The organism is Candidatus Nomurabacteria bacterium (genome assembly GCA_023898645.1).
GTDB lineage: Bacteria > Patescibacteriota > Saccharimonadia > Saccharimonadales > Saccharimonadaceae > UBA2112.
Genome location: CP060232.1, coordinates 753,232 through 774,078 on the forward strand (window position 1 = coordinate 753,232; position 20,847 = coordinate 774,078).

Consider the following 20,847-nt stretch of genomic DNA (forward strand, 5'->3'; position numbering starts at 1 on the left):
CGATTACTCCTCAAATCCTTTCGCTACAGCCTTGGCAACCTTTTCGAGCAACTTGGCAGTGTCGGTATCATCGGCGATTTTTTCCTCACCCTTGTTGAGTTCTTGCATGTCCTTTTTGTGATCAGTCCATAGGCGAGTTAGCAAAGCAGTCTTAGCCTCTTGGATTTTAGCAACAGGAACTTTGTCGAACGAACCGCTGTTAACGGCATAGATACTAGCAACCTGCTCCCAGACACCCATCGGTGTGTACTGATGCTGTTTGAGTAGCTCGGTCAAGCGCTGGCCGCGTTCAATTTGCGACTTAGTTGCTTCGTCTAGGTCACTACCAAACTGCGCAAAGCTTGCGAGTTCGCGATACTGACTTAGGCCAAGCTTCAAGTGTGAACCGACGGATTTCACGGATTTTGTTTGCGCGTCACCACCGACACGGCTCACTGACAAACCAGCACTAATAGCCGGACGGATACCTTGGTTAAACAGATCAGTTTCCATAAAGATCTGACCGTCAGTGATGGAAATAACGTTAGTCGGAATATACGCAGAGATGTCGCCAGCTTGCGTTTCAATGATTGGCAGAGCAGTCAATGAACCAGCACCGAGGTCGTCAGACAACTTAGCTGAACGCTCGAGAAGGCGAGAGTGCAGGTAGAACACGTCCCCAGGGAAGGCTTCGCGGCCTGGTGGACGGCGAAGTAGAAGTGACATCTGGCGATAGGCGACAGCATGCTTCGTAAGATCGTCGTAAATAATCAGCGCGTGCTTCTTGTTGTCGCGGAAGTATTCACCCATGGCAGTTGCGGCATATGGAGCAAGGTAAAGCAGAGAAGCGGGGTCAGACGGACCGGTCGCAACTACTATAGTTTGGTCCATAACGCCTTCGGCCTTCAAACGTTCAACCAAGCGTGCGGTTTTACTGAGCTTCTGACCGATAGCGACATAAATATTCACGACGCCAGTCTTTTGACGGCCTTGGTTGATCATAGTGTCAATCGCAATAGCAGTCTTACCGGTCTGGCGGTCGCCAATGATCAACTCACGCTGACCGCGACCAATAGGGAACATCGCGTCAATCGACATAACACCAGTCATCATAGGCTCATGCACGTGCTTACGGCCAAGTACGCCGATTGCTTCGCGCTCAACCAAGCCGCGTTGCTTCGTTTTGATTTCTGGACCGCCATCAAGCGGGCGTCCGAGTGGGTCAACCACTCGTCCAAGGAGCTCTTCGCCCACAGGCACGTCAAGCACCGTACCCTTAAGCTTCACTTTACTACCAGCAGATACCGTTTCGTCACCGCCCAGCAATACGGCGCCGATTTCATCTTCATTCAAGTTCAGGGCAAACGCCTCAACAATTCCTTTGTCTGTCTCGATCTCGAGCACCTCGCTATAACCGGCTGCACGCAGGCCGTACACCCATGCCACGCCGTCACCAACGCGGGTAACGATCCCGACGCTTTCCAAATCACCCGACACTTCGAGTGCCGTGATAGCGTCGCGGAGTTCTTTGCTGAGGTCTGTAACTGATAGTTCTGCCATAATTTCTTCCTTATATCTTGCTTGCTGTTAATTGGTTGAGTCGATGACGGAGTGTCATGTCTAGCCGCTGGTCTGGAGTCTCTATGCGCACACCACCGAGCAAAGTCGGGTCGACCGACGATCTAAGGTGGATTTGCTTAGCGTTTGTTGCGTGTTTCAAAAAGCTAGAGACAGCAGCTTCGGTGTCCGCGGTCAGTTCGCGGCTACTCGCAATGTCTGCTAGTAATACACCGCGATCCGAAAGGGCAGCCTCGATATCTCGTACAAACAGTACTGTTTCGCGCGTTCGTTTGGCTTCTACCAAATACGCGGCAAGCTCCTTTGTGACACTCCGGCCAGCCAGTAGCTCATCGGCAAAATACGCAGCAACTTTACGCCGCGACAACCGGACTCCTGCCATTAAGAATTCTCCTTGACCGCTTCGGCAATAATCTTCTTGTCTACGTCGGCGTTCACTGCCTTGCCCACAACCTTTTCAGTAGCCAGAGCGACCAGTTCGATAGTGTCATTGTGTAATACCTTACGCGCAGCGATAACGTCTTTTTCCAGCTGATCATGTGCATCTGTAACGATTTTTTCAGCACGTTTCTTCGCCTTGTCTTCAGAATCGGCAATCATGGCCGTCGCTTCGTCTTTAGCAGTTATCACGATATCTTTAGCTTCTTCGCGTGCTTCTTTAAGCAACTTGGCAACTTCCTTTTGTGCTTCGGCTGCCTTTTCTTCGGCGGCGGCAGCAGCTTTGGCGCCGGCGTTAATTGCTTCCTGACGGTCATCAACGGTTTTCATCAGTACAGGAAAAACCCACTTATTAAGCACGAATACCAGTATGAGAAACGCGACCATCTGGAACAACAACATCTGTCCATTAATACCCAGAGAGGTAAAGATATCTCCCGAGTTTGAAGCTGCAAATTGTTGGAACGGTTGTGTCATATATTTCCTTGGGTATTAATTAGCCGACAGATTTCGCAATGAAGGCCACGACGATACCGATGATAGCTAGAGAGTCGGCAAAGACAATCGCAGTAATCATCAGCGTACGGATCTGACCTAGTTGTTCAGGGTTACGACCAAAGGCACCAAGTGCACCACCACCGATAACGCCGATACCGATTGCGGCGCCCAGAGCTGGCAATGCATACGCAAGCACAAATGCTAATTCATTCATTTATTTTTTCTCCTTTTAAAATTACCTATATTATATCATCATTCCGTCGACACGGCCGTGTGTTTATGAGTGCCGTTTGGAGAATGATCGATAGAAGTGAGCGGTTCTTCGTGCGAACCATGACTTTCAACAGCCAGTGACGTAAAGATAACGGTAAGTATAAAGAATACATACGCCTGCACGAAACCGATGAACAATTCGAAGCCCATAAATAAAGGCAACGCCAAAACAGAGAAGTAGCTCGTGAGTACACCGATGATAACGAGGAGAATCTCGCCCGCAAAACAGTTACCGAACATTCGGACGCTTAGCGCGGCATAACGTGAGAATTCTCCGATAAATTCCAATGCGCCTTCAAATGATCCGATGGGATCTTTCAGTGGGTTGCGGAAATACCGACCCATGTTTCCGATAGGTCCATGGGCGCGGATGGCATGGTACTGCACGGTTATTAGCACGATTATCGCTACCGCGAAGGTGAAGTTCAAGTCGGCAGCCAACGACCGCAGCACCGGCACGTCGTTATATTTGACAGAGTCTAGCCCTGGCAAGACACTCATCCAGTACGAAAACAACATGATGAAAAAGATACTGAGCGCGAGCGGCGCAACTTTACGAGCAAGCCGTGGGTCCGGTATGACACTTTCCACCTGACCGAGCATTCCCTCGAAAGCCCACTGCACTAGTCCGACAAAGCGGTTATAACGACCTCGTTTTAGCATATAAACGACGTAGGCGAACACGGCTAGCATCACCGTAACACCAGCGGCTCCAGTTAGTTCAGAATTAGTTACAGGAAAACCAGCTACTTTAAATAGCTCCTGAGCACCGACACTAATTTCTATTCCGCTAGACATCTTTTGCCGCCTTTACATATTGTTGTCTTATCAAAAACGCCGTCACAACGATACCGATTGTTAGGCCACCGATGCCATACCATGGCTCAGTCTTAAATTGGCCGTCGAGCCAGAGACCTATTCCTGTACCGCCAAGTGTCGGTAGAAACATCCTCCAGGTCGTATCCGCAGCTGTCGCAAACAATAAAATGACCGTCGATTTCTCAGGCGGTGTAGGCTTGTCGTCGCTTTTTTTAGCCGCGGCAGCGCTCATTACGGTATATACTGTAACAGAGAAAGTACCCCATATCAAGATGCCTCGACGACATAAACCAATCAAACATACGCCCTACAGTTTACCCGATAACGAAAGGGGCAAGACACGCTATCCTAGCGAACTGGCAGCCAAAAAAGCAGCAGAATTAATCATGCTTCAGAACCCTCATCTTGAACTACGAGTCTATCAAGCATCAAACGGCGGTTGGTATTTAACCAGACAAAACACCGACAGATAATTGACACCACATAAAACATATCGTAATATGACGTCACTTCACGTAGGTGGTGTAACTGAGGTACCTTGACAAGCAGACAAGCACAAGGTGAGGTGCAGAGGCGCGGACAACGGCGCCACTCCATCTCATCTTGTGTTGGTAAGAATACACAAGCAGGGTTAGCCCTGAGGACAATCGCCTGTGAGAAACCGGAAGGAAACTGCGATGACAATCGCAATCCAAAAGGGCCGGGCGATAGTCTTGGCCTTACTGATGGCAATAGCAATGCTATTTGCAACAGGGGTTTCGACCTCGGTACTGCCACGAGCTCATGCCGACAACTGGACGCGCATTGAAAACTACGCGTGGCAAGGAGGCAACTTCGCATGCGATGCCGTGCGAGTCATCGGACCGTATTGGGGTGCCGCGTCCTACGCCAACTGGAACCTGTGGCGCATCAATGATAATAAATCTTGGACACGACAAGATCTCTCTATCGTGCTTGCGCTTGGTGCCGCCCAGAAGTGTCCTGAATACTTCTGGATTTTCGCGTACCAGATACCTCCGGAAATCGCACAGCGCATCGCACCGCCACCCCCGCCCGCACCCGCACCACCAGCTCTACCGTAGAAAACTCTTTTAAATAGAGCACGGAAGTGGCAAGCAGGCGGGTGTATTCATACCCGTCTGTTTGTCGCTTTCATTTCACAGCCCCTTCGGGGGCTTATTTTTTTGAAGCAGTAATTGACATAATGCTAATGATTATGTTGTAGTTGTAGTTATTTATAAAATATGTCAAAATACCACCAACTTCAGTCACTGAAGTACCTTGACAAGCAGACAAGCACAAGGTGAGGTGCAGAGGCGCGGACAACGGCGCCACTCCATCTCATCTTGTGTTGGTAAGAATACACAAGCAGGGTTAGCCCTGAGGACAATCGCCTGTGAGAAACCGGAAGGAAAACGATGAAAATCGCAATCCCAAGGTGCCGGGCGATAGTCTCGGTACGCACCATCGTCACCTACGACACGAATCGAACTGGAGGCTACGTATCATGACCGAATCGAAACCGACATTCTCGCTGGAACTACCCGAAGACGTAGCCGATCTACGTGACTGGATCCATGAGTTCGCGGCGAATAAAGTTCGCCCGGCAGGGCATGAGTGGGACGAGCGTGAGGAAACGCCTTGGCCTATCATCAAAGAAGCGGCCAAAGTCGGAATCTATACGCCAGAGTTCTTTGCTCAAATGGCGTTCGACAAAAGCGGCCTCTTGATGCCCGTTGCGCACGAAGAGCTGTTCTGGGGTGACGCCGGTATCGCGCTGTCGATTCTTGGCACCGGATTGGCCGCCGCCGCACTCTCAACGAATGCAATTGCGGGCGGCAGACCCGATCAGCTCCAGTGGTTAGCACCGATGTTTGGTACTCCCGAGGACCCCAAAGTCGCCGCATTCTGTTCTTCGGAACCGGGTGCGGGATCTGATGTTGGCGCCGTACGTACTCGTGCGCGCTACGATCAAGCAACAGACGAATGGGTGCTTAACGGTACCAAAACGTGGGCGACCAATGGCGGTATCGCCAATATCCACATTGTCGTTGCATCGGTTTATCCCGAGCTCGGCAGCCGTGGACAAGTGTCGTTCATCGTGCCACCGAACACCCCGGGATTGTCTCAGGGGCAAAAGTTCAAGAAGCACGGCATCCGTGCATCGCACACTGCCGAGGTCGTACTTGACAACGTACGACTTTCCAGCGACCTTCTCATCGGTGGTATGGAAAGTTTCGAAAAGCGAATTGCCAAAGTGCGCGCAGGCGGCAGTGCTGGCGGGCAAGCGGCAATGGCGACGTTCGAAAAGACACGTCCGTCGGTTGGCGCAATGGCCGTTGGCGTAGCGAGAGCAGCGTACGAGTACGCTCTCGAGTACGCCGGTCAGCGCGAGCAGTTCGGTCATAAGATCGGTGATTTTCAGGCCGTCGGGTTCAAACTCGCCGACATGAAAACGCAGATCGATGCCGCTCGACTGCTGGTCTGGCGTGCGGCTTGGATGGGCGCGAACAATAAGCCCTTCAACAGTGCCGAAGGCTCCATGGCCAAACTGTTTGCCAGTGAGACCTCCGTCCGAGTCACCGAAGAGGCTATTCAAATCCTCGGTGGTAACGGCTACACGCGGGACTACCCGGTGGAACGCTGGCATCGCGATTCCAAGATCTTTACGATCTTCGAAGGCACCAGCGAAATCCAACGGCTAGTCATCGCACGAAGGCTCACCGGCCTGCCGCTCCGCTAGCGTCACTTTCAACAACTGAATAACAATTTCATCGTGGAAGTGACAAGCAGACGGCGTATTCACACCCGTCTGTTTGTCACTTTCATAGCCCCTTCGGGGGCTTATTTTTTTAAATAATCATTGACATAAATCCAATAAAGTAATTATATACATTACTACCATGGGAAAACGAATGGCCGATTGCCTTGCTCTCTCTAACCGCATAGAGGAGTATTCAATCGGTGCCGACCTCATACACATTCCACCATCTCGCGACTACACCATTGGCGGCATTCACGCACTCCGCAGCCATATATACAAACTTCTTGAATTAGGTGATAACGATGATCTGTCTGTGTCCAGAAGCGTAAATCACTTTTTCAACCGTACCGACTACAAGGTTGCACGAGACGATCTAAATGAAAATCTCGACACACCGATCCAGCCAGATATCGTCGAATGGATAAGTACGGCATCCGACCATGACATAGAGCAATTCTGTATATGGAGTCTTTGCCGGACCATCTATCTTACTGGTTCACTTTCGCGCGATAAATCAAAATTCACGGACCACGCTATGGACAAAACAGAAAAACTTATCTCTATCGGCCTGTTCCCGCCGTTTGCTCATTCCATTATGCGCAATGCAACCAATCGCTACGACCTACGAGGGCTCGACTCATTTCATAGTGTAGGTTTACATAGGATTGCTTATTGCGGCGACGACGAAATTGGTGTTAGCAATCTATATGTTAATCGGAAAAATATGTCTATTCCGTCAAAGGAAATGAAAAGAACTATGTTTCATGAATACATTCATGGTGGTGGAAATGATCGTGGCTTCTTTAATGGCATTACAGGCAGTCATTGCATGCGCATCCTCGAAGAAGCGTTTGTCGAACATGCTACCGTAGTCGCTCATACGACACTCATCAGACAACCCAGTGTTATTCACCCTAAAAAACGCCTAAAACTATTCGAAGAAACCAGTGGCACATACGTGCCCGAACGAACCTTCCTCGCGACCACGTGCGATTATACCGGTATCTCCATCGAACACCTTAGCGAGGCATACTTCAGCCCTCGTGGAGACAGGCGTGGAGAATGGCTGCGCCATGGCATCGAGCGTAAAATTGGTAAATTCTTTGGTAGTCGTGAAAGTTTTTATAACTTTATTAATGCATATGAAAATATCAAACACACCGATCGCAACAGTTTCGTCTATGGCACGATTAACGAATTAACGAAGTGCGTCACATAGCTTATGTTTTTGCTATAATTGCCTTATATGCGTTTGCGAGGTGGGCGTAAGTTTGATATACTAAGTATAGTAAGTAAAGGGGTAACTCATATGAGCGACGACAAGCCACAAATAACCATCTACAGCACCAGCTGGTGCGCGTTTTGTCATACAGAGGCACAATGGCTTGACCACCTTGGCATCCCATACGTCAAAAAAGACATCGAACAAGATAAAGAAGCCTATGAAGAACTCATGAGCAAAAGCAAAGGTAGCTACTCGGGCGTACCCGTGACAGATGTTGCCGGCACTATGATTCTCGGTTTTGACCGACCAAAATTGCTTGAAGCTATCAAAGCAAACAATCTCAACCCATCAGCAGCCTAATCGCCTGCAAACATGAAAACGCCCACAACTGGGCGTTTTTTCATAGTAAGAGGTAATTCGTTATATAATCATGAACCAATGAACGAACAACGGGAACATGATTACGCTTTTGACGACTATCGTAACGACTTGCCGCCACGCGCCATGGGCAGTGAAACCGAATATACCAACGATTGCAACGTCGAAAAGTTGCTTAATCGCAGTCATTACGGCGGGCTTAATCGTAAACTGACGCATTTTATACACCCGCGCTACTTTATCTCACCTGGTCGACACACAGCTCCCAGCGCCGTCACAAGTAACGGTGGCGAAGTATACTTAGACGTCACCGTACTCGAATACGCCACACCGGAATGCACGTCGTCAGAAGAACTTGTACTCCACGAGCGTAGTGGTGAGCAAATCATATGTGACACCATTGCAAGAATCGGCCTGTCAAATAGACTCCAGCCAAAAGTATACAAACGCAGTGGCTACGTAGAGGTCTGGGCAAAAAACCATTCCGTGCCCATCCTCGATGAAACAAGCATCGGTCACCACGAAAGCTATACGAGCCTCAACGTCTTTTCGGCTATGCCGCTCGCAAATAGGGAAAACGAGATGTGCCGCAATACTGAAGCTCGTCAGTTCGCCGACTACCTTGCCTTACGAAAACTTATAGACGGCGTAGGCATGGTAGCGGGCGACCATTTCTCAATCACTCAAAAACCACGCGCTATCGATTACAATTCTTTTACCCGCGATACCGGTAGAGTAGGGAAAAAGCCTTTTCAGCAAAAAATGTCCCGACTCGAAGTTCGAAGCGGCGAAGGAAATAAATCCGACTGGGCCGTCGAGTTTAAGGCAGGACTGACGTCTCTCGTGCTACGACTCATCGAGCACAGAAGTTATCCGAAACAGCTGAAGCTATACGATCCAAATACTGCCGTCTTGAGAATCGCGCGCGACCCTATGGCCGACGTCTTACTCGAATCAGGCGCATACATGAAGGCGGTCGACGTGCTAAAAGGCATCGTCGACGCCGCCTACGAACTTGGACAAAAATTTGAAAACCTTCCCGCATACGAGCAAAAAGCCTACAATGATTTCATCCAATTCTATGACGATTTGCACAAAGTCAATCTGAAAGAAAACGACGTTTCCGCGCTTTCCGATCGCATAGACTGGGCGGCGCGTTATGAATTCCTTATGCGACGCGGCGCGTCTTATGACACCATCACGACCGATGATCTACAGCAAGTCCAATACGATTTACTCTGGGATCGAATCGGTGAAAAAGACATCGCTCGCAAATGGTTTTCTCGATTCGGCCACACGGCCCTTTCGGTAGAAATTCCTGCACCGCCTCAAACACGCGCCGAAACACGTGTCCAAATCGCTAAAGAACTTTACGCAGCCGGCACCTTACGCAACGTCGATTGGAATAACATTTCGACCAATGATGGTCACAGATACATTTCGCGTCATCCTTTAAGCAAAACTATGGAACGAATCGAAGACGATCAACCAACTGCTTATTATTCCTAACCCGCAATCTCGATACATTGCAAGTATTTCGTATATCGTTCACACAGATTAGTAAAAATCAGCAACCTCAGTACCAAGAAGGCTTAACTCATTCGCCATAATCTAGTATGCTATGTCTATATGAATCGAGACATGAGTGACCGCCCGCACGAAAAGTGTGCGGTCGTTGGGGTATCGACAGCTGAAAAAAACAGCGACGCCGCCCGTATTGCTTATCAAGGCTTGTTTGCTTTGCAACACCGCGGAGTCGAAGGCTCGGGCATTGTAGCGACGGGCGGTCGTGTACTCAAAGAAAAACGAGGACCAGGAATGGTGAGAGACGTTTACAGCGAAGCCGACATGAATCATTTAAACGGCTCTATCGCTGTTGGGCATAATCGTTACTCAACACACGGCGACAAATATTCACATCTGCAGCCCGTCATAAGCGAAGCGATAGGCGCTGCATTCGCACACAACGGGACAATACCCGATACCGATGCCTTGAAAAAATACCTCACAGAACGCCGCTATCATACAGAGCAATACAATGATTCGGAATTATTTGGTCAAGCACTCTTTAGTAAATTACACGGCGGACGTGATTTTCCCGGCGCCATTCTCGAAGTTAGTCAACTGGCAATTGGCGCATATGCCTGCGTTGCGACGCACGGTGGCACACTAGTAGGATTTCGAGATCCGCACGGTATTCGACCGTTAGAACTTGGGCAATTCGAAGGCGGACTTATGCTGGCTTCAGAAACATGTGCCTTCGATACTGTCGGTGCCGAGCACGTGCGTTCAATCGAACCAGGAGAATTAGTAATGATTCGAGGCGACCAGATGCAATCAACGCAATTCGCCGAGCCAGACCTAAAACTAGACGCGTTCGAACTGGTGTATTTCGCACGTCACGACAGCGTTATGGCAGGGCAACGGGTTAATGAAATCCGACGGCGTTTCGGCGAAGAGCTCGCCATTCTTCATCCTCCTTGGCAGAGCGATCACGATTCCATACTAGTCACGCCCGTGCCGGACACGTCAGTGCCAGCGGCAGAAGCCTACGCCCAAAGCCTTGGACTACGCCACGAAACTGCCATTATAAAAAACAGGTTCATCGGACGGACGTTCATGCGGCCGACTCACGCATCGCGTCATGACGACCTCAGGCTGAAACACACGATGATTCCAGAGCGCATTGAAGGCCGAGACCTTTACATGATCGACGATTCAATCGTGCGAGGCAACACGCTACCGAGACTAGTAAAACTTGCACGCCACCTAGGAGCTCGGTCAGTGTCTGTACTTATTGCATCGCCTCCAATCCGTTACCCAGATTTCTACGGCGTTGACACTCCAAACCAAGACGAACTCATGGCCGCAAAACTGACAGTTGATCAGATGCGTAACGAAATCAATGCGGATTATCTAGGATTCTTATCTGTTTCAGCTCTCGTAAACGCAACTCGCATGCCTCGCGACGAACTGAACCTATCTGCCTTTACGGGCGAGTATCCGGCTAGTATCGGCAAGCAGGCACGTACCGTCGGCCAGCCAATTAGTCTCGAATACGTAGAGTAGTAAACGTATCTGTTCTACGCTGCGCATATGGACAAAAATGAACGCTTATGCTATAATATTACCAAAGCTCAACGGACCCGAACGGAGAATGAGCGATGGAACATTTGTTATCAACCCTGACGTCGCCATCGGTCGACATCGGATTCACTCTACAACTGTGGATCCTGCTGCCGATCATGGCTGGTATCATCGCGCTTGCATGGAGATACCGGCACAACCAGATCGAAGACAAGATTTGCAACTCGTACAAGCGTGGGTATAGGGAAGGTCTGTCTGCCGGATACACGTCCGGCAAAGAGGCAGGGCTCAACACCTTCGTATACCAAGACATGGTCGACAAGGGACTGGCTGAAATCAGTTTATACCTGAATAACCAGCCATGAAAATCACCCTCGCACGTATCCCAATCGGGACAACGGCGGGGGTGAACTCATTTTTAAGGTCTTGTATAATGGTTCCAATGACAAAACATGAAATAAAACTGCCCTCAGGCGACATAGTTGCATATTGGGAGCATCACGCCGACAAAAAGCCGACAATCATACTGGTACACGGTTTCACAGGTTCACACGAAGGATTCCAATACCTCGTGCCGCTTTTGACCGACTTTCATCTGATTATTCCTGATCTCCCTGGTTTTGGCGTCAGTCCACTGCCACATGATCGCCTCACTCTGCACGGGCTAGGGGAATTGCTTGTTGATTTCGTCGAAACAATCAACTTACCCGAAAAACCGCACCTGCTTGGCCACTCTATGGGGTCGCTCGTTGTTTCCGAGGCCGCCCGACAACATTCGTCCGCATTTGCCAAAAAACTCATCTTGATCAGCCCCGTGCCAGCACCGATTGGCTGGGTAGATGAGCGCCGACCGGGTGCAATTTTTGGTCAGCTCTACTACAAAGCCAGCCACCGTTTACCGATTGTTGGCAAACATATCGCGACCAGCTCAAAGCTCACGCGGTTCAGTACGAGACTCATCATGACCGCTAAAGACGCGGACTTGCGTCGCGTTATCCATGGCCATCATTTAAACAATCTGAACTTCATCAGCAGTATCAGTTGGTACAGTCGCCTTCACAGTGAAATTAACCGTACCGGCATCAGCCGATACAAAGCTGCGCTACGTCAGTTTAACGTCCTTCTCGTCGGCGGTGACCGCGACAACGTGACCCCACTTCGCTTGCAGCGCCAAGCAGCAAAAAAAATAGGCGCCAAGCTCGTCTCCATACCTGGAGTAGGGCACCTAGCTCATTACGAAAAGCCAACCGAGTTGGCGCAAGCTATTGTTCGTTTTCTGAGATGACTGTTTCGTACAATTCGACAAATTGCGGTATGACCGTCTTTACGTCATGACGCGTCGCCATCTTGCGGCTATTTTTGCCCAAGCGGTTTCTTTCTTTCGTATTGTCTAGCAGCTCGCTGAGAGCTTTTGCCATGGCTTCATAGTCGTCGACCGGCACCAAAAAGCCCGTCTCGCCAGTAATACACAGTTCACCAAGCGCCCCTGCGTCAACCGCAACTGCCGGTTTACCGCACGCCATTGCCTCAAGCATGGCCAAGCACTGCAATTCAGTTGGTGAAGGCACGGCAAACATGTCGCCAACATGGTGAAGCTCAACCAATTCTTCGTCGGAAACCAATCCTGTAAACGTCACGACATCACTGAGGTTAAGCTTTTCGACCAATTCTTTGAGACTTTCAGATGCATTACCACCACCTACGAACAGGCCGTGAAACGTATGACCGGAGCGATGTAGTAAATCAAGCGAATGCATCAATATGTGTAGATGCTTTTCCTCGTCAATTCGCCCAATCCAGCTAATAATCGGCTTATCCGTAGGTAAATGAAACTTTTTGTAAATTTCAGGGCTTGGTTCTTCTGGGTGAAACCGCTGCAAATCAATGCCATTGCTAATTGCCACCGCTGGAGCTTCTGTTCGATCCATATTGAACAGAGCAATCGCCGACTCAGTCGGCATAATTATACGCTTAGCGCCTCGATATAGTAGCTGGCCGTATTCACTAATTACATAGCTAAGAGGCCTCGACATGGTAGAGAGTCCCTTGACGTTCTTTATGATATTGTCGGGCATGACGTGGTTGGTCGCAACTACTGGGATACCACGATGAACCGCCGCACGTAGCATACTAAGGCCAACTGTCAGCTGTGTCTGTACATGTACGACATCCGGCTGAAATTCATCAAGGATTCGACGCATTTCACGATCATACGTAACTGACACACGTAAATTCTTGCGAAAGGGCAGGGCAAACGAACGAATACGAGTAATCTCATAATTTTTGTCTATTTCTTTGTAACCGCGACCTGTTTGCGAAGGGGCGACAACCATAACGTTGTGACCAGCTGCAGCCAAACCTTGAGCCAGAGTTCGTACCGCAGTGGCAACACCGCTCCTCATCGGCCAATGTTGGTCGTTGGCAATTAAAATACGCATTTACTAGCCATCGTACCACAAAACGTCCTATTTTCTCCAGCGCATTAAGCTATGGTAAAATTGAGACCAATGGGTTACAACCATCCCTTCGGTAAAGCCGTCCTATATGCAATCGTCTTATTCGCTGTTGCCCACTTGGCACTCAGCCTTTTTTACGGCATCGTCCACAGCGATCCGGAAATCGCCAATATGTTCCACGTACTTGGCATTGATTTATTCTGGCCACAGCTAGGCCTAGGGAGATTAAACGCCGTACTTGGCGTCGTCATGATCGTGGCAGTCTGGCTATTCGTCGGCCTTATGTTAGTGATTGCTAACAATATAAAGGTAACTAAAAAGGTGGTAAAAGAGGAAAAGAAGAAGAAATGAGGCTCTTTTTCGACGCTCGGTTCATACGAACCGATTTTCATGATGGCATCAGCCGTTATACCACGGAGCTCGGAAACGCACTCGCACGACACACGGCCGTCACGTTTATTATTTCCGATCATGCTCAGCTAAAATTTTTGCCCGAAAACGCTGAATACATCGAACTACACCCCGTTACTTCATGGCGCGAACCACTCTCAAGCTTGTGGCTCAATAAACACAAACCCGACGTTGTCGTGTCGCCACTGCAGACAATCGGTACTGTTGGTCGCCGATTCAAGATGGTACTCACGCTGCACGACCTTATTTACTACAAACATCGCACTCCGCCGCCGCAATACAATATCAGTCTGCGCCTTCTGTGGCGTCTATACCATCTGTCGTATGTACCGCAGCGATTCACGCTCAATGGCGCCGATATCGTCGCCACGGTGAGCGATACGAGCAAAAAAGAAATCCTCGAAGCCCACCTGACCAAACGCCCTATCATAGTAGTGCCAAATGCCGCGCGCGACCTGGCAGAATTATTAAGCCAGCCCGTCACGCAAGGGGAAAAAGCGCCACGCAATCTCGTATACATGGGGTCGTTCATACCGTACAAAAACGCCGAGACGCTCATCAAATCCCTCGCGTTCCTCACACCGAAGCGCACGTTGCATCTACTCAGTCGCATATCACCAGCCCGCAAGGCACAACTAACGAAATTGATTCCCGACGGTGCCAACGCGGTCTTTCATGGCGGCGTCAGCGACGAAGACTATGCCAAATTACTAGCCGACGACGCAATCATGGTCAGTGCCTCCAAGGCCGAAGGCTACGGCCTGCCGCTTGCCGAAGCCCTGAAGCTCGGCGTACCGGCGGTTGTCAGCGACATGGAGATATTTCGAGAGGTGGCTGGCGACGGCGCATTGTACGCCGACCCGGACAGTCCGCAAGATTTCGCCGCCAAAATTGCTTCGCTCAACAGCCAAAAACACCGCGAACAAATCGTCGCGGCGGGGCAGAAACACATTGCCAAATACAGCTGGGATGATTCAGCAAAGACACTGCTAGACGCAGTTGAAAAACTTTGAAAAAGTAAATGCCCCCGATCGAAATCGGGGGCATTCACACCTTTAACTACTTTGATTCCCTGAAACACCACGAAAGGTTCTTACCAACCTTGCTACGCCACAGCTTTGGCATCTGGGCGTACGCGTCGTGCGGTGACTTAACCTCGACGGCGTTAAATGGCACCCTGGCTTTAGAAGCAGCATTGCGCCATTTCCGAGCCTCTTTAGGTTGCTGAACAGTCACGTTATCCAACGTACAGCAGTAATACTGAACGTACGAGAAATTTCGCAACTTCTCAGGCGTGACCTTGGTGGCACTCATGTGGGCTGTCTGACGAAACAACGTCGTAAAGACGGCATATCCCGCCATGTCTTTTCGCGCCTTGTCTTGGATGGCTTTTTTATTCAGGCCATCTTCGATCTCGTCGTCCTTCGGCAGCGCGCCTTCGTTCATCCGCTTGGCAATCGGCATAAGCACCAGATTCAGTAACGTAATGCCGACAAAACCCAACGGAATCAACCAGCGACCATACCGAACGACTGGCCCCAGTATCTTTCCGGGACCTTTGAGGTTGCTAGAGCCGGCAATGCCGTCGAACACAATCAGACCCGGTTTGATGTCGGGTGCGATTTCGTGTAGGCGTTCGCCGACGTCCAACGACACTGAGCCGCCCAAAGATGATGCGACGAGCACGATGTCTCCCGCGTCATACTGCCGTCTATCCTCAACGATGCGTTGAGCGAGTACGTGCTTATTCATACTGGGGGAGTAGAACCACTTGCCCCAGTTAACATAGATCAGACGACCCCATTGCGACAAAATCGGACGAAGCGGACTGATCTGATTTTTGGCCTCAGCCAAAACGCCGGGGATGACATATAAACGGCGTTCACCGTCCTTCAGTAGACCGTCCGGCTGGATATTCAGTCCACCCCATGCGATTATCCGCGCAACGATATCGAGCCCCCAAAGGACCACGACCGTAACCCACAACCACGACACAGGTCACCCCTTTCAGGTGAGTAGTTTTTAAGATGCGAGTTAAGCAAAGATAAGTATTCGCTTAATAAGTTATTTATAGCATAAATTTAGATATTTTTCAAGCTAGCTCGTTAATCGAGAATGGTTTGCTCTATGCGCTAATCGTCGTGCCGATAGATTCGCCAGCAACTGCGCGAGCAATATTACCCTCGGTCAAAAGTTCGAAGACGACAATTGATTGTCCATGGTCTTCAGCAAGCGCGATGGCAGAGTTATCCATCACCTTGATATCAGGTTTTTCAACAGCCTCACGAAGAGTAAGATGATCGTATTTTTTAGCGTCGGGGTTTTTATGTGGATCACTGTCATAAACACCGTCGACTTTCGTCGCCTTGAGTATTACGTCGCATTCTAGCTCCAGTGCCATAATTACAGCTGCAGTGTCTGTCGTCACAAATGGACGGCCAGAACCACCACCGATAACCACCACGCGGCCCTTCTCGAGATGGCTCAGCGCTCGTCGGTGAGTGAACTGATCAGCCACTTGGTCTGTCTTAATATTCGTAAGCGTTCGAGCTGGTAGTCCTTCGGCGTTAAAAATATCTTGCAACGCAACAGCATTAATAAGCGTCGCCAACATACCCATATTGTGCGCAGTTGGGCTCTGAAGCCCGTTGCCTTCAACTTGTGCACCGCGCACATAGTTGCCGCCACCAATCATCAGTACTATCTGCGTACCGTTGCCGTGCGCTTTTTTTATTTCATCAGCAATCCAAACAACTCGTTCGGCATCGAACCCAGCGTCGTGCTGCCCCTGCAGCTGCTCGCCAGAAAGTTTGAGTAAGACTCGTTTATACATCCTTACCAGTATATAATAAAATCATATGTCTGCCAAAAAGCCAGTCAAGAAGAAACCAAGTGCCATAGTTAACCGTCGAGCACGGTTTGATTATGCGTTGGGAGACGAACTGACGGCGGGACTTTCACTGACCGGTCCCGAAGTCCGTGCTGCCCGTGACGGGCACGTGCAGCTCAAAGGCTCCTACGTACAACTGCGTAATGGCGAGCTCTGGTTGCAAGGCGCCAGCTTTAGCTTGCAACTTAACGAACGAGGCAAACCAGGCGCGCGCGCCATCGACACCGAACCACGCAAGCTTCTCGTGCACCGCAAACAAATTGAAGCCCTCGAAGCAAGCAAGGCTCAGGGCAACACCATCGTGCCACTTAGGCTCCAAACCGGAGGCCGCTTCATAAAACTCGTCATCGCAGTGGGCAAGGGCAAGAAAAATTACGACAAGCGTGAAACACTCAAACGCCGCGACCAAGAACGCGAAGCGCATCGAGCAATCAAGTCAGCTTAAAGCTTATTTAAAAAAAGCCATTTATATGGTATAACTATGTATGTCCTGTTGTTGCATAGGAGGCACCATGACTTACGTGATTTGCGGTATCTTTTTAGGGATGACCGGCTTACTCGTACACCTCGTGAACGTCCATAATCAACACATCAAGAAGTGACACCGGTCACACATCACCCCCGTATCGCTTATGGCGTGCGGGGGCTTTACTTAGTTACGAAAGTGACCGTCTCAATATCAAATGCTACACTAAATACATGAAAATCTACTCTTGGAACGTCAACGGCATTCGTGCCGTGGTAAACAAAGGCGCCTTTGCTGAATTTATCGCCAAGCATCAACCGGACATCCTTTGTCTACAAGAAACCAAAGCCAAACAAGGCCAGGCCGAAATTGATCTGCCCGACTACGAAGAATACTGGAACAGCGCCGATAAACCTGGCTACAGTGGCACTGCGATATTCAGCAAAATCAAACCGCTATCTGTCGTATACGGCTTCGCCGACGATATCGCCGCCAAATACAATCTGGCCAGCGATGGCTATGGCGACCCGACCAAAGAGGGCAGGGTAATCAGCGCCGAGTTCGACGATTTTTGGATAGTGACCGTTTATACGCCCAACAGCAAGGGCGACTTGTCGCGACTTGAGCTGCGACACGATAAGTGGGACCCAGCATTCCTGGAACACGTCAAAGAACTAGAAAAATCCAAACCGGTACTATTTTGTGGCGACCTGAACGTTGCCTACGCCGAAGATGACCTGGCAAACCCTAAGCAAAACGTTGGCAAGCACGGCTTTACCGACGAAGAGCGCGCTGGCTTCCAAAAGTTCCTGGACGCTGGTTTCGTAGACACCTTTCGCAAATTCACTCCAACTGGCAACGGCCACTACACCTGGTGGACACACTGGGCCAACGCTCGCGCCCGCAATGTCGGCTGGCGTATCGACTACTGGCTAGTGAGCAAAAGCATTGCCGACCGCGTACAATCTGCCGCTATCCATGCCGACCAAATGGGCTCCGACCATTGTCCGGTAAGCATTGAGATTTCGTAATTTTAATGTTATAAATACATACATTCGAACTTCGAAGAACCTTATAGGGTAGTAGCAGAACGGAAAGCAACATGTATGAGCAAGCGCTTGAAGGCAAAGCTGTCGTAGAAGAACAGCGTGGCCAATGGGCAGTGTATGTGATTGTGAAGTTTCAAGACGAAACCCACATCGGCTATATCAACACGTTCATCCACCGTCACGTAGCAGAATTCGCCGCAAAGGTAATCACTACCGCGATGAACCGGACCGATCTGAGAGAAAGAGGCCCAATAGACTACTAAGCCTTTAATGTCGGGTTAGCACAGCACTCGTCACTCATAACTGACTCGGCGCTACACGCCATCAGTTCACTGAGTGACGATTTTTTATGCATCATCGCATCTGGCTTGCGTTGAAGTCATCTATATATATGTTATAGTTTTCGAACTAACCAACTTGTTAACTATTGTTGGCGCACCTACGAATTGGAAAGAGTATCAAACAAAATGTCGAAAATACGTACATTTTTCCGCGTGAATTTTATCGCAAGGGTAGAGCAGCGCCACGTCAAAACAATGTACACGCTGTCAGGAATAGCAGTATTTTTATTGTTCCTGCCTCTCGCATTGGCAATGTACGGCTTTTTCTCTGGCATCTTACTGCACACGTGGTTTCTTTGGACGCTCATGTCAGCGCTGGCAATAACAGCCCTTGCTTCATTTTCAGTCGAATGGCTGATCAAGCCACCGCGCGACGAGAGCCGCCCAATTATCGAGACAAAATCTCTGTTACCCGATAAAAATGCATCGATAATCGTACCGCCCGTAGCTATAGGTGGCAGCATCACCATGTGGCCGAATGCCTGGGCTCGCAAACTAGAAGATTCCAATTAACAATATGCCACCCGGCATCACTGGGTGGCATTTTCATTTGTTATACTATGTGGAACACAGGAGGAACTATGGACTTACAGCAACGACTGGATCAGCTAACGACCGACCGAAACAATTACGAATGCAAGGACAAAGAACGCAACAGGGGCAAACATGTCATTGCGCTACTCGGAGCTTCTGCCGTAGGTAAATCAACCATCATCGGAGCCTGCAAAGAACGAGCGTTTGACTGGGGAATCGAATCGATTGCAGAGGCCGGCACGACTGGCACACGAGCCCCACGCCCTGGCGATCCGTCAAATTACAACATGGGCGTCCCGCGCGAAGAAGCTATAGACATGATCGAGCAGGGCGAGCCCGCCAATTGGTCGCTCATGCCCACGGGTGAAATTTACCTCACATTACCAAGTGATTTTCCGGCCCAATACAACTTCATGGCTTGCTTGCCTGACAGCATACCCATGCTTAAACGAGCCGGTTTTGACAAAATACACTCCATATACGTCGTTACAGAAGTGGACGCATGGGTTGATCAGCTTGCAAGCAGGCTTTACACTGCCGACACCATAAGCCTACCCGAAGAAGAGCGTCAATACCGTCCAGATGCTCTCGGGCGAGTAGAGGAGGCTATATCGTCTCTCGAGTACGCCATGTCCACCTGCTCAATTCTGAAAATATCAAACACCCCTGGCGAAGAGGCTCTAACAAAAACAGCAGATGCAATTTTAGCAACAGCCAAAGGTCTATCCGTTGTCTATGCCATCAATACTTCACAGTTGGACATGTTCGAAAAAAACGCACGTGAAATGTACAGTCGCGCAATCGACATCGCTTATAAAATCCGAGTCGCGACGCAAAAGTAGTGCCTCTGCATTACAATAGTCGTATGCAACAGTTTACGTACTGGAAACAACAGACACCCGGTAAGGCACTTTTTCCTGATATCGAGTGGAACAAACCCGAGCAACGTACACATGCAGGCAAACTTGGTATCATCGGCGGCAACAAACTCGGCTTCGTGGCCGTAGGCGACGCCTACGGAATCGCCACCAGTGCCGGAGTGGGGCAGGTGCGCGTGTTACTTCCTGACATGCTCAAAAAATCCGTTCCGCCGCTCATCACCGACGTCATTTATGGCGCCAGCAATCCATCCGGCAGCCTTGCGCGCGAGGCAAGTACGGAAATGCACGTTCTCGGTGCCTGGGCCGACAGTGTACTGCTCATTGGCGACGCTGGTCGCAACTCCGAGACGGCCATAGTCTATGAAGACTTCATCCGCAACTATAGTGGCATGCTCACCATTACCCGCGACGCCGTCGACCTGCTTCTCAACGCGCCCGAAGCGCTCGTCGAACGCGACCGCACACTACTCGTCGTATCATTCGCTCAACTGCAAAAACTCTTTACTAAAGTGTATTATCCTAAAGTTCTGACATTTAGCATGCAGCTGCAGCAGCTCGTCGAAACTCTGCATAAATTCACCATCACATACCCCATCACGGTCGCTACATTTCATCAGGAACACGTAGTTGTTGCTAGCGCCGGACAAGTAACGACGACGCCATGGGAAAACCCTATGAGCATCTGGAAGGGAGCTGTCGCTACAAATGCAGCCGCTTACTGGCTCTGGAATCCGAAAAAACCTCTTGAAGCGGTAACCGCCAGTCTCGTATAAATAAAAT

Annotated in this window: 26 protein-coding genes; 17 read left to right on the forward strand and 9 right to left on the reverse strand. The window is 49.8% G+C overall.

All coding sequences use genetic code 11. From position 1 onward, the window contains the following. Positions 1 to 3 precede the first annotated feature (3 nt). From H6797_03845 to H6797_03870, 6 genes are read right to left on the reverse strand one after another with little or no spacing between them, the layout of a single operon-like run. Complete coding sequence (locus H6797_03845) at positions 4 to 1,539, reverse strand: F0F1 ATP synthase subunit alpha (GenBank protein USN96184.1); 1,536 nt, start codon at positions 1,537 to 1,539, stop codon at positions 4 to 6. A gap of 10 nt (positions 1,540 to 1,549) precedes the next feature. Further along, positions 1,550 to 1,939 (reverse strand): F0F1 ATP synthase subunit delta, encoded by a 390-nt coding sequence (locus H6797_03850; GenBank protein ID USN96185.1) that lies wholly within the window; start codon positions 1,937 to 1,939, stop codon positions 1,550 to 1,552. Beyond that, entirely contained in the window at positions 1,939 to 2,472 is a 534-nt protein-coding gene (atpF, locus tag H6797_03855; GenBank protein ID USN96186.1) for a F0F1 ATP synthase subunit B, read from the reverse strand. Before atpF ends, H6797_03850 begins: the two co-directional genes overlap by 1 nt. 19 nt (positions 2,473 to 2,491) lie before the next feature. Beyond that, positions 2,492 to 2,707 carry a H(+)-transporting ATPase gene (locus tag H6797_03860; protein ID USN96187.1) on the reverse strand — a complete coding sequence of 72 codons (216 nt, stop codon included), beginning with the start codon at positions 2,705 to 2,707 and terminating at the stop codon, positions 2,492 to 2,494. 38 nt (positions 2,708 to 2,745) lie between these two features. Further along, positions 2,746 to 3,564, reverse strand: a complete 819-nt coding sequence (locus H6797_03865) for a F0F1 ATP synthase subunit A (GenBank protein ID USN96188.1) — start codon at positions 3,562 to 3,564, stop codon at positions 2,746 to 2,748. Next, positions 3,557 to 3,817, reverse strand: coding sequence for an AtpZ/AtpI family protein (locus H6797_03870; protein USN96189.1), 261 nt, complete (start codon positions 3,815 to 3,817; stop codon positions 3,557 to 3,559). Before H6797_03870 ends, H6797_03865 begins: the two co-directional genes overlap by 8 nt. Before the next feature lie 40 nt (positions 3,818 to 3,857). Here H6797_03870 and H6797_03875 point away from each other — a divergent pair, with 40 nt between their 5' ends. The 9 genes from H6797_03875 to H6797_03915 all read left to right on the forward strand — a co-directional run bounded on the left by H6797_03875 (position 3,858) and on the right by H6797_03915 (position 12,324). Next, a complete protein-coding gene (locus H6797_03875; GenBank protein USN96190.1) occupies positions 3,858 to 4,058 on the forward strand; it encodes a hypothetical protein in 201 nt (66 codons plus the stop codon). A 204-nt stretch (positions 4,059 to 4,262) separates the two neighbouring features. Beyond that, positions 4,263 to 4,667, forward strand: coding sequence for a hypothetical protein (locus tag H6797_03880; protein ID USN96191.1), 405 nt, complete (start codon positions 4,263 to 4,265; stop codon positions 4,665 to 4,667). Between the two features lie 425 nt (positions 4,668 to 5,092). Then, positions 5,093 to 6,328, forward strand: coding sequence for an acyl-CoA dehydrogenase family protein (locus H6797_03885; GenBank protein ID USN97107.1), 1,236 nt, complete (start codon positions 5,093 to 5,095; stop codon positions 6,326 to 6,328). Between the two features lie 160 nt (positions 6,329 to 6,488). Next, on the forward strand, positions 6,489 to 7,568 hold the full coding sequence (locus H6797_03890; protein USN96192.1) for a hypothetical protein: 1,080 nt from the start codon (positions 6,489 to 6,491) through the stop codon (positions 7,566 to 7,568). Positions 7,569 to 7,658: 90 nt separating this feature from the next. Continuing rightward, positions 7,659 to 7,934 (forward strand): NrdH-redoxin, encoded by a 276-nt coding sequence (locus tag H6797_03895; GenBank protein ID USN96193.1) that lies wholly within the window; start codon positions 7,659 to 7,661, stop codon positions 7,932 to 7,934. Between the two features lie 78 nt (positions 7,935 to 8,012). Further along, on the forward strand, positions 8,013 to 9,461 hold the full coding sequence (locus tag H6797_03900; GenBank protein USN96194.1) for a proteasome accessory factor PafA2 family protein: 1,449 nt from the start codon (positions 8,013 to 8,015) through the stop codon (positions 9,459 to 9,461). A 120-nt stretch (positions 9,462 to 9,581) separates the two neighbouring features. Next, a complete protein-coding gene (purF, locus tag H6797_03905) occupies positions 9,582 to 11,021 on the forward strand; it encodes an amidophosphoribosyltransferase (GenBank protein ID USN96195.1) in 1,440 nt (479 codons plus the stop codon). 95 nt (positions 11,022 to 11,116) lie between these two features. Beyond that, positions 11,117 to 11,404, forward strand: a complete 288-nt coding sequence (locus H6797_03910) for a hypothetical protein (protein ID USN96196.1) — start codon at positions 11,117 to 11,119, stop codon at positions 11,402 to 11,404. Positions 11,405 to 11,481: 77 nt separating this feature from the next. Next, on the forward strand, positions 11,482 to 12,324 hold the full coding sequence (locus H6797_03915; GenBank protein USN96197.1) for an alpha/beta hydrolase: 843 nt from the start codon (positions 11,482 to 11,484) through the stop codon (positions 12,322 to 12,324). Here H6797_03915 and H6797_03920 read toward each other — a convergent pair. Beyond that, complete coding sequence (locus H6797_03920) at positions 12,302 to 13,477, reverse strand: glycosyltransferase (GenBank protein ID USN96198.1); 1,176 nt, start codon at positions 13,475 to 13,477, stop codon at positions 12,302 to 12,304. The two genes, H6797_03915 and H6797_03920, sit on opposite strands and share 23 nt — an antisense overlap. 69 nt (positions 13,478 to 13,546) lie before the next feature. Here H6797_03920 and H6797_03925 point away from each other — a divergent pair, with 69 nt between their 5' ends. Then, a complete protein-coding gene (locus H6797_03925) occupies positions 13,547 to 13,846 on the forward strand; it encodes a hypothetical protein (protein ID USN96199.1) in 300 nt (99 codons plus the stop codon). Next, on the forward strand, positions 13,843 to 14,919 hold the full coding sequence (locus H6797_03930) for a glycosyltransferase family 4 protein (GenBank protein USN96200.1): 1,077 nt from the start codon (positions 13,843 to 13,845) through the stop codon (positions 14,917 to 14,919). The genes H6797_03925 and H6797_03930 overlap by 4 nt, the downstream gene beginning before the upstream one ends. A 46-nt stretch (positions 14,920 to 14,965) precedes the next feature. On the opposite strand, the gene H6797_03935 is transcribed toward H6797_03930, so the two are convergent. Then, positions 14,966 to 15,901: a hypothetical protein gene (locus tag H6797_03935; GenBank protein ID USN96201.1), complete on the reverse strand. Its 936-nt coding sequence runs from the start codon at positions 15,899 to 15,901 to the stop codon at positions 14,966 to 14,968. 130 nt (positions 15,902 to 16,031) lie between these two features. Next, the gene (locus H6797_03940) at positions 16,032 to 16,739 is read right to left on the reverse strand and encodes a UMP kinase (protein ID USN96202.1); all 708 of its coding nucleotides are present in this window, start codon (positions 16,737 to 16,739) and stop codon (positions 16,032 to 16,034) included. Between the two features lie 25 nt (positions 16,740 to 16,764). Here H6797_03940 and smpB point away from each other — a divergent pair, with 25 nt between their 5' ends. The 6 genes from smpB to H6797_03970 all read left to right on the forward strand — a co-directional run bounded on the left by smpB (position 16,765) and on the right by H6797_03970 (position 20,840). Next, entirely contained in the window at positions 16,765 to 17,241 is a 477-nt protein-coding gene (gene smpB / locus H6797_03945; GenBank protein ID USN96203.1) for an SsrA-binding protein SmpB, read from the forward strand. A gap of 254 nt (positions 17,242 to 17,495) precedes the next feature. Next, positions 17,496 to 18,293, forward strand: a complete 798-nt coding sequence (gene xth / locus H6797_03950) for an exodeoxyribonuclease III (protein ID USN96204.1) — start codon at positions 17,496 to 17,498, stop codon at positions 18,291 to 18,293. 71 nt (positions 18,294 to 18,364) lie between these two features. After that, positions 18,365 to 18,574: a hypothetical protein gene (locus H6797_03955; GenBank protein USN96205.1), complete on the forward strand. Its 210-nt coding sequence runs from the start codon at positions 18,365 to 18,367 to the stop codon at positions 18,572 to 18,574. 204 nt (positions 18,575 to 18,778) lie between these two features. Beyond that, the gene (locus tag H6797_03960; GenBank protein ID USN96206.1) at positions 18,779 to 19,165 is read left to right on the forward strand and encodes a hypothetical protein; all 387 of its coding nucleotides are present in this window, start codon (positions 18,779 to 18,781) and stop codon (positions 19,163 to 19,165) included. A 68-nt stretch (positions 19,166 to 19,233) separates the two neighbouring features. Beyond that, entirely contained in the window at positions 19,234 to 20,028 is a 795-nt protein-coding gene (locus H6797_03965; GenBank protein ID USN96207.1) for a hypothetical protein, read from the forward strand. 23 nt (positions 20,029 to 20,051) lie between these two features. Further along, entirely contained in the window at positions 20,052 to 20,840 is a 789-nt protein-coding gene (locus tag H6797_03970) for a hypothetical protein (GenBank protein USN96208.1), read from the forward strand. The last annotated feature ends 7 nt before the right edge of the window (positions 20,841 to 20,847 follow it).

Excerpts from the sequence above, each read along its gene's own strand:
- H6797_03850 (USN96185.1), bottom strand. The coding sequence starts at position 1,939 with ATGGCAGGAGTCCGGTTGTCGCGGCGTAAAGTTGCTGCGTATTTTGCC.
- H6797_03870 (USN96189.1), bottom strand. The coding sequence starts at position 3,817 with ATGAGCGCTGCCGCGGCTAAAAAAAGCGACGACAAGCCTACACCGCCT.
- H6797_03875 (USN96190.1), top strand. The coding sequence starts at position 3,858 with ATGCCTCGACGACATAAACCAATCAAACATACGCCCTACAGTTTACCC.
- H6797_03885 (USN97107.1), top strand. The coding sequence starts at position 5,093 with ATGACCGAATCGAAACCGACATTCTCGCTGGAACTACCCGAAGACGTA.
- H6797_03965 (USN96207.1), top strand. The coding sequence starts at position 19,234 with ATGGACTTACAGCAACGACTGGATCAGCTAACGACCGACCGAAACAAT.
- H6797_03880 (USN96191.1), top strand. The coding sequence starts at position 4,263 with ATGACAATCGCAATCCAAAAGGGCCGGGCGATAGTCTTGGCCTTACTG.
- H6797_03920 (USN96198.1), bottom strand. The coding sequence starts at position 13,477 with ATGCGTATTTTAATTGCCAACGACCAACATTGGCCGATGAGGAGCGGT.
- H6797_03860 (USN96187.1), bottom strand. The coding sequence starts at position 2,707 with ATGAATGAATTAGCATTTGTGCTTGCGTATGCATTGCCAGCTCTGGGC.
- H6797_03900 (USN96194.1), top strand. The coding sequence starts at position 8,013 with ATGAACGAACAACGGGAACATGATTACGCTTTTGACGACTATCGTAAC.
- atpF (USN96186.1), bottom strand. The coding sequence starts at position 2,472 with ATGACACAACCGTTCCAACAATTTGCAGCTTCAAACTCGGGAGATATC.
- xth (USN96204.1), top strand. The coding sequence starts at position 17,496 with ATGAAAATCTACTCTTGGAACGTCAACGGCATTCGTGCCGTGGTAAAC.
- H6797_03970 (USN96208.1), top strand. The coding sequence starts at position 20,052 with ATGCAACAGTTTACGTACTGGAAACAACAGACACCCGGTAAGGCACTT.
- H6797_03895 (USN96193.1), top strand. The coding sequence starts at position 7,659 with ATGAGCGACGACAAGCCACAAATAACCATCTACAGCACCAGCTGGTGC.
- H6797_03940 (USN96202.1), bottom strand. The coding sequence starts at position 16,739 with ATGTATAAACGAGTCTTACTCAAACTTTCTGGCGAGCAGCTGCAGGGG.
- H6797_03955 (USN96205.1), top strand. The coding sequence starts at position 18,365 with ATGTATGAGCAAGCGCTTGAAGGCAAAGCTGTCGTAGAAGAACAGCGT.
- H6797_03960 (USN96206.1), top strand. The coding sequence starts at position 18,779 with ATGTCGAAAATACGTACATTTTTCCGCGTGAATTTTATCGCAAGGGTA.
- H6797_03845 (USN96184.1), bottom strand. The coding sequence starts at position 1,539 with ATGGCAGAACTATCAGTTACAGACCTCAGCAAAGAACTCCGCGACGCT.
- H6797_03930 (USN96200.1), top strand. The coding sequence starts at position 13,843 with ATGAGGCTCTTTTTCGACGCTCGGTTCATACGAACCGATTTTCATGAT.
- H6797_03910 (USN96196.1), top strand. The coding sequence starts at position 11,117 with ATGGAACATTTGTTATCAACCCTGACGTCGCCATCGGTCGACATCGGA.
- H6797_03865 (USN96188.1), bottom strand. The coding sequence starts at position 3,564 with ATGTCTAGCGGAATAGAAATTAGTGTCGGTGCTCAGGAGCTATTTAAA.
- H6797_03915 (USN96197.1), top strand. The coding sequence starts at position 11,482 with ATGACAAAACATGAAATAAAACTGCCCTCAGGCGACATAGTTGCATAT.
- purF (USN96195.1), top strand. The coding sequence starts at position 9,582 with ATGAATCGAGACATGAGTGACCGCCCGCACGAAAAGTGTGCGGTCGTT.
- smpB (USN96203.1), top strand. The coding sequence starts at position 16,765 with ATGTCTGCCAAAAAGCCAGTCAAGAAGAAACCAAGTGCCATAGTTAAC.
- H6797_03890 (USN96192.1), top strand. The coding sequence starts at position 6,489 with ATGGGAAAACGAATGGCCGATTGCCTTGCTCTCTCTAACCGCATAGAG.
- H6797_03925 (USN96199.1), top strand. The coding sequence starts at position 13,547 with ATGGGTTACAACCATCCCTTCGGTAAAGCCGTCCTATATGCAATCGTC.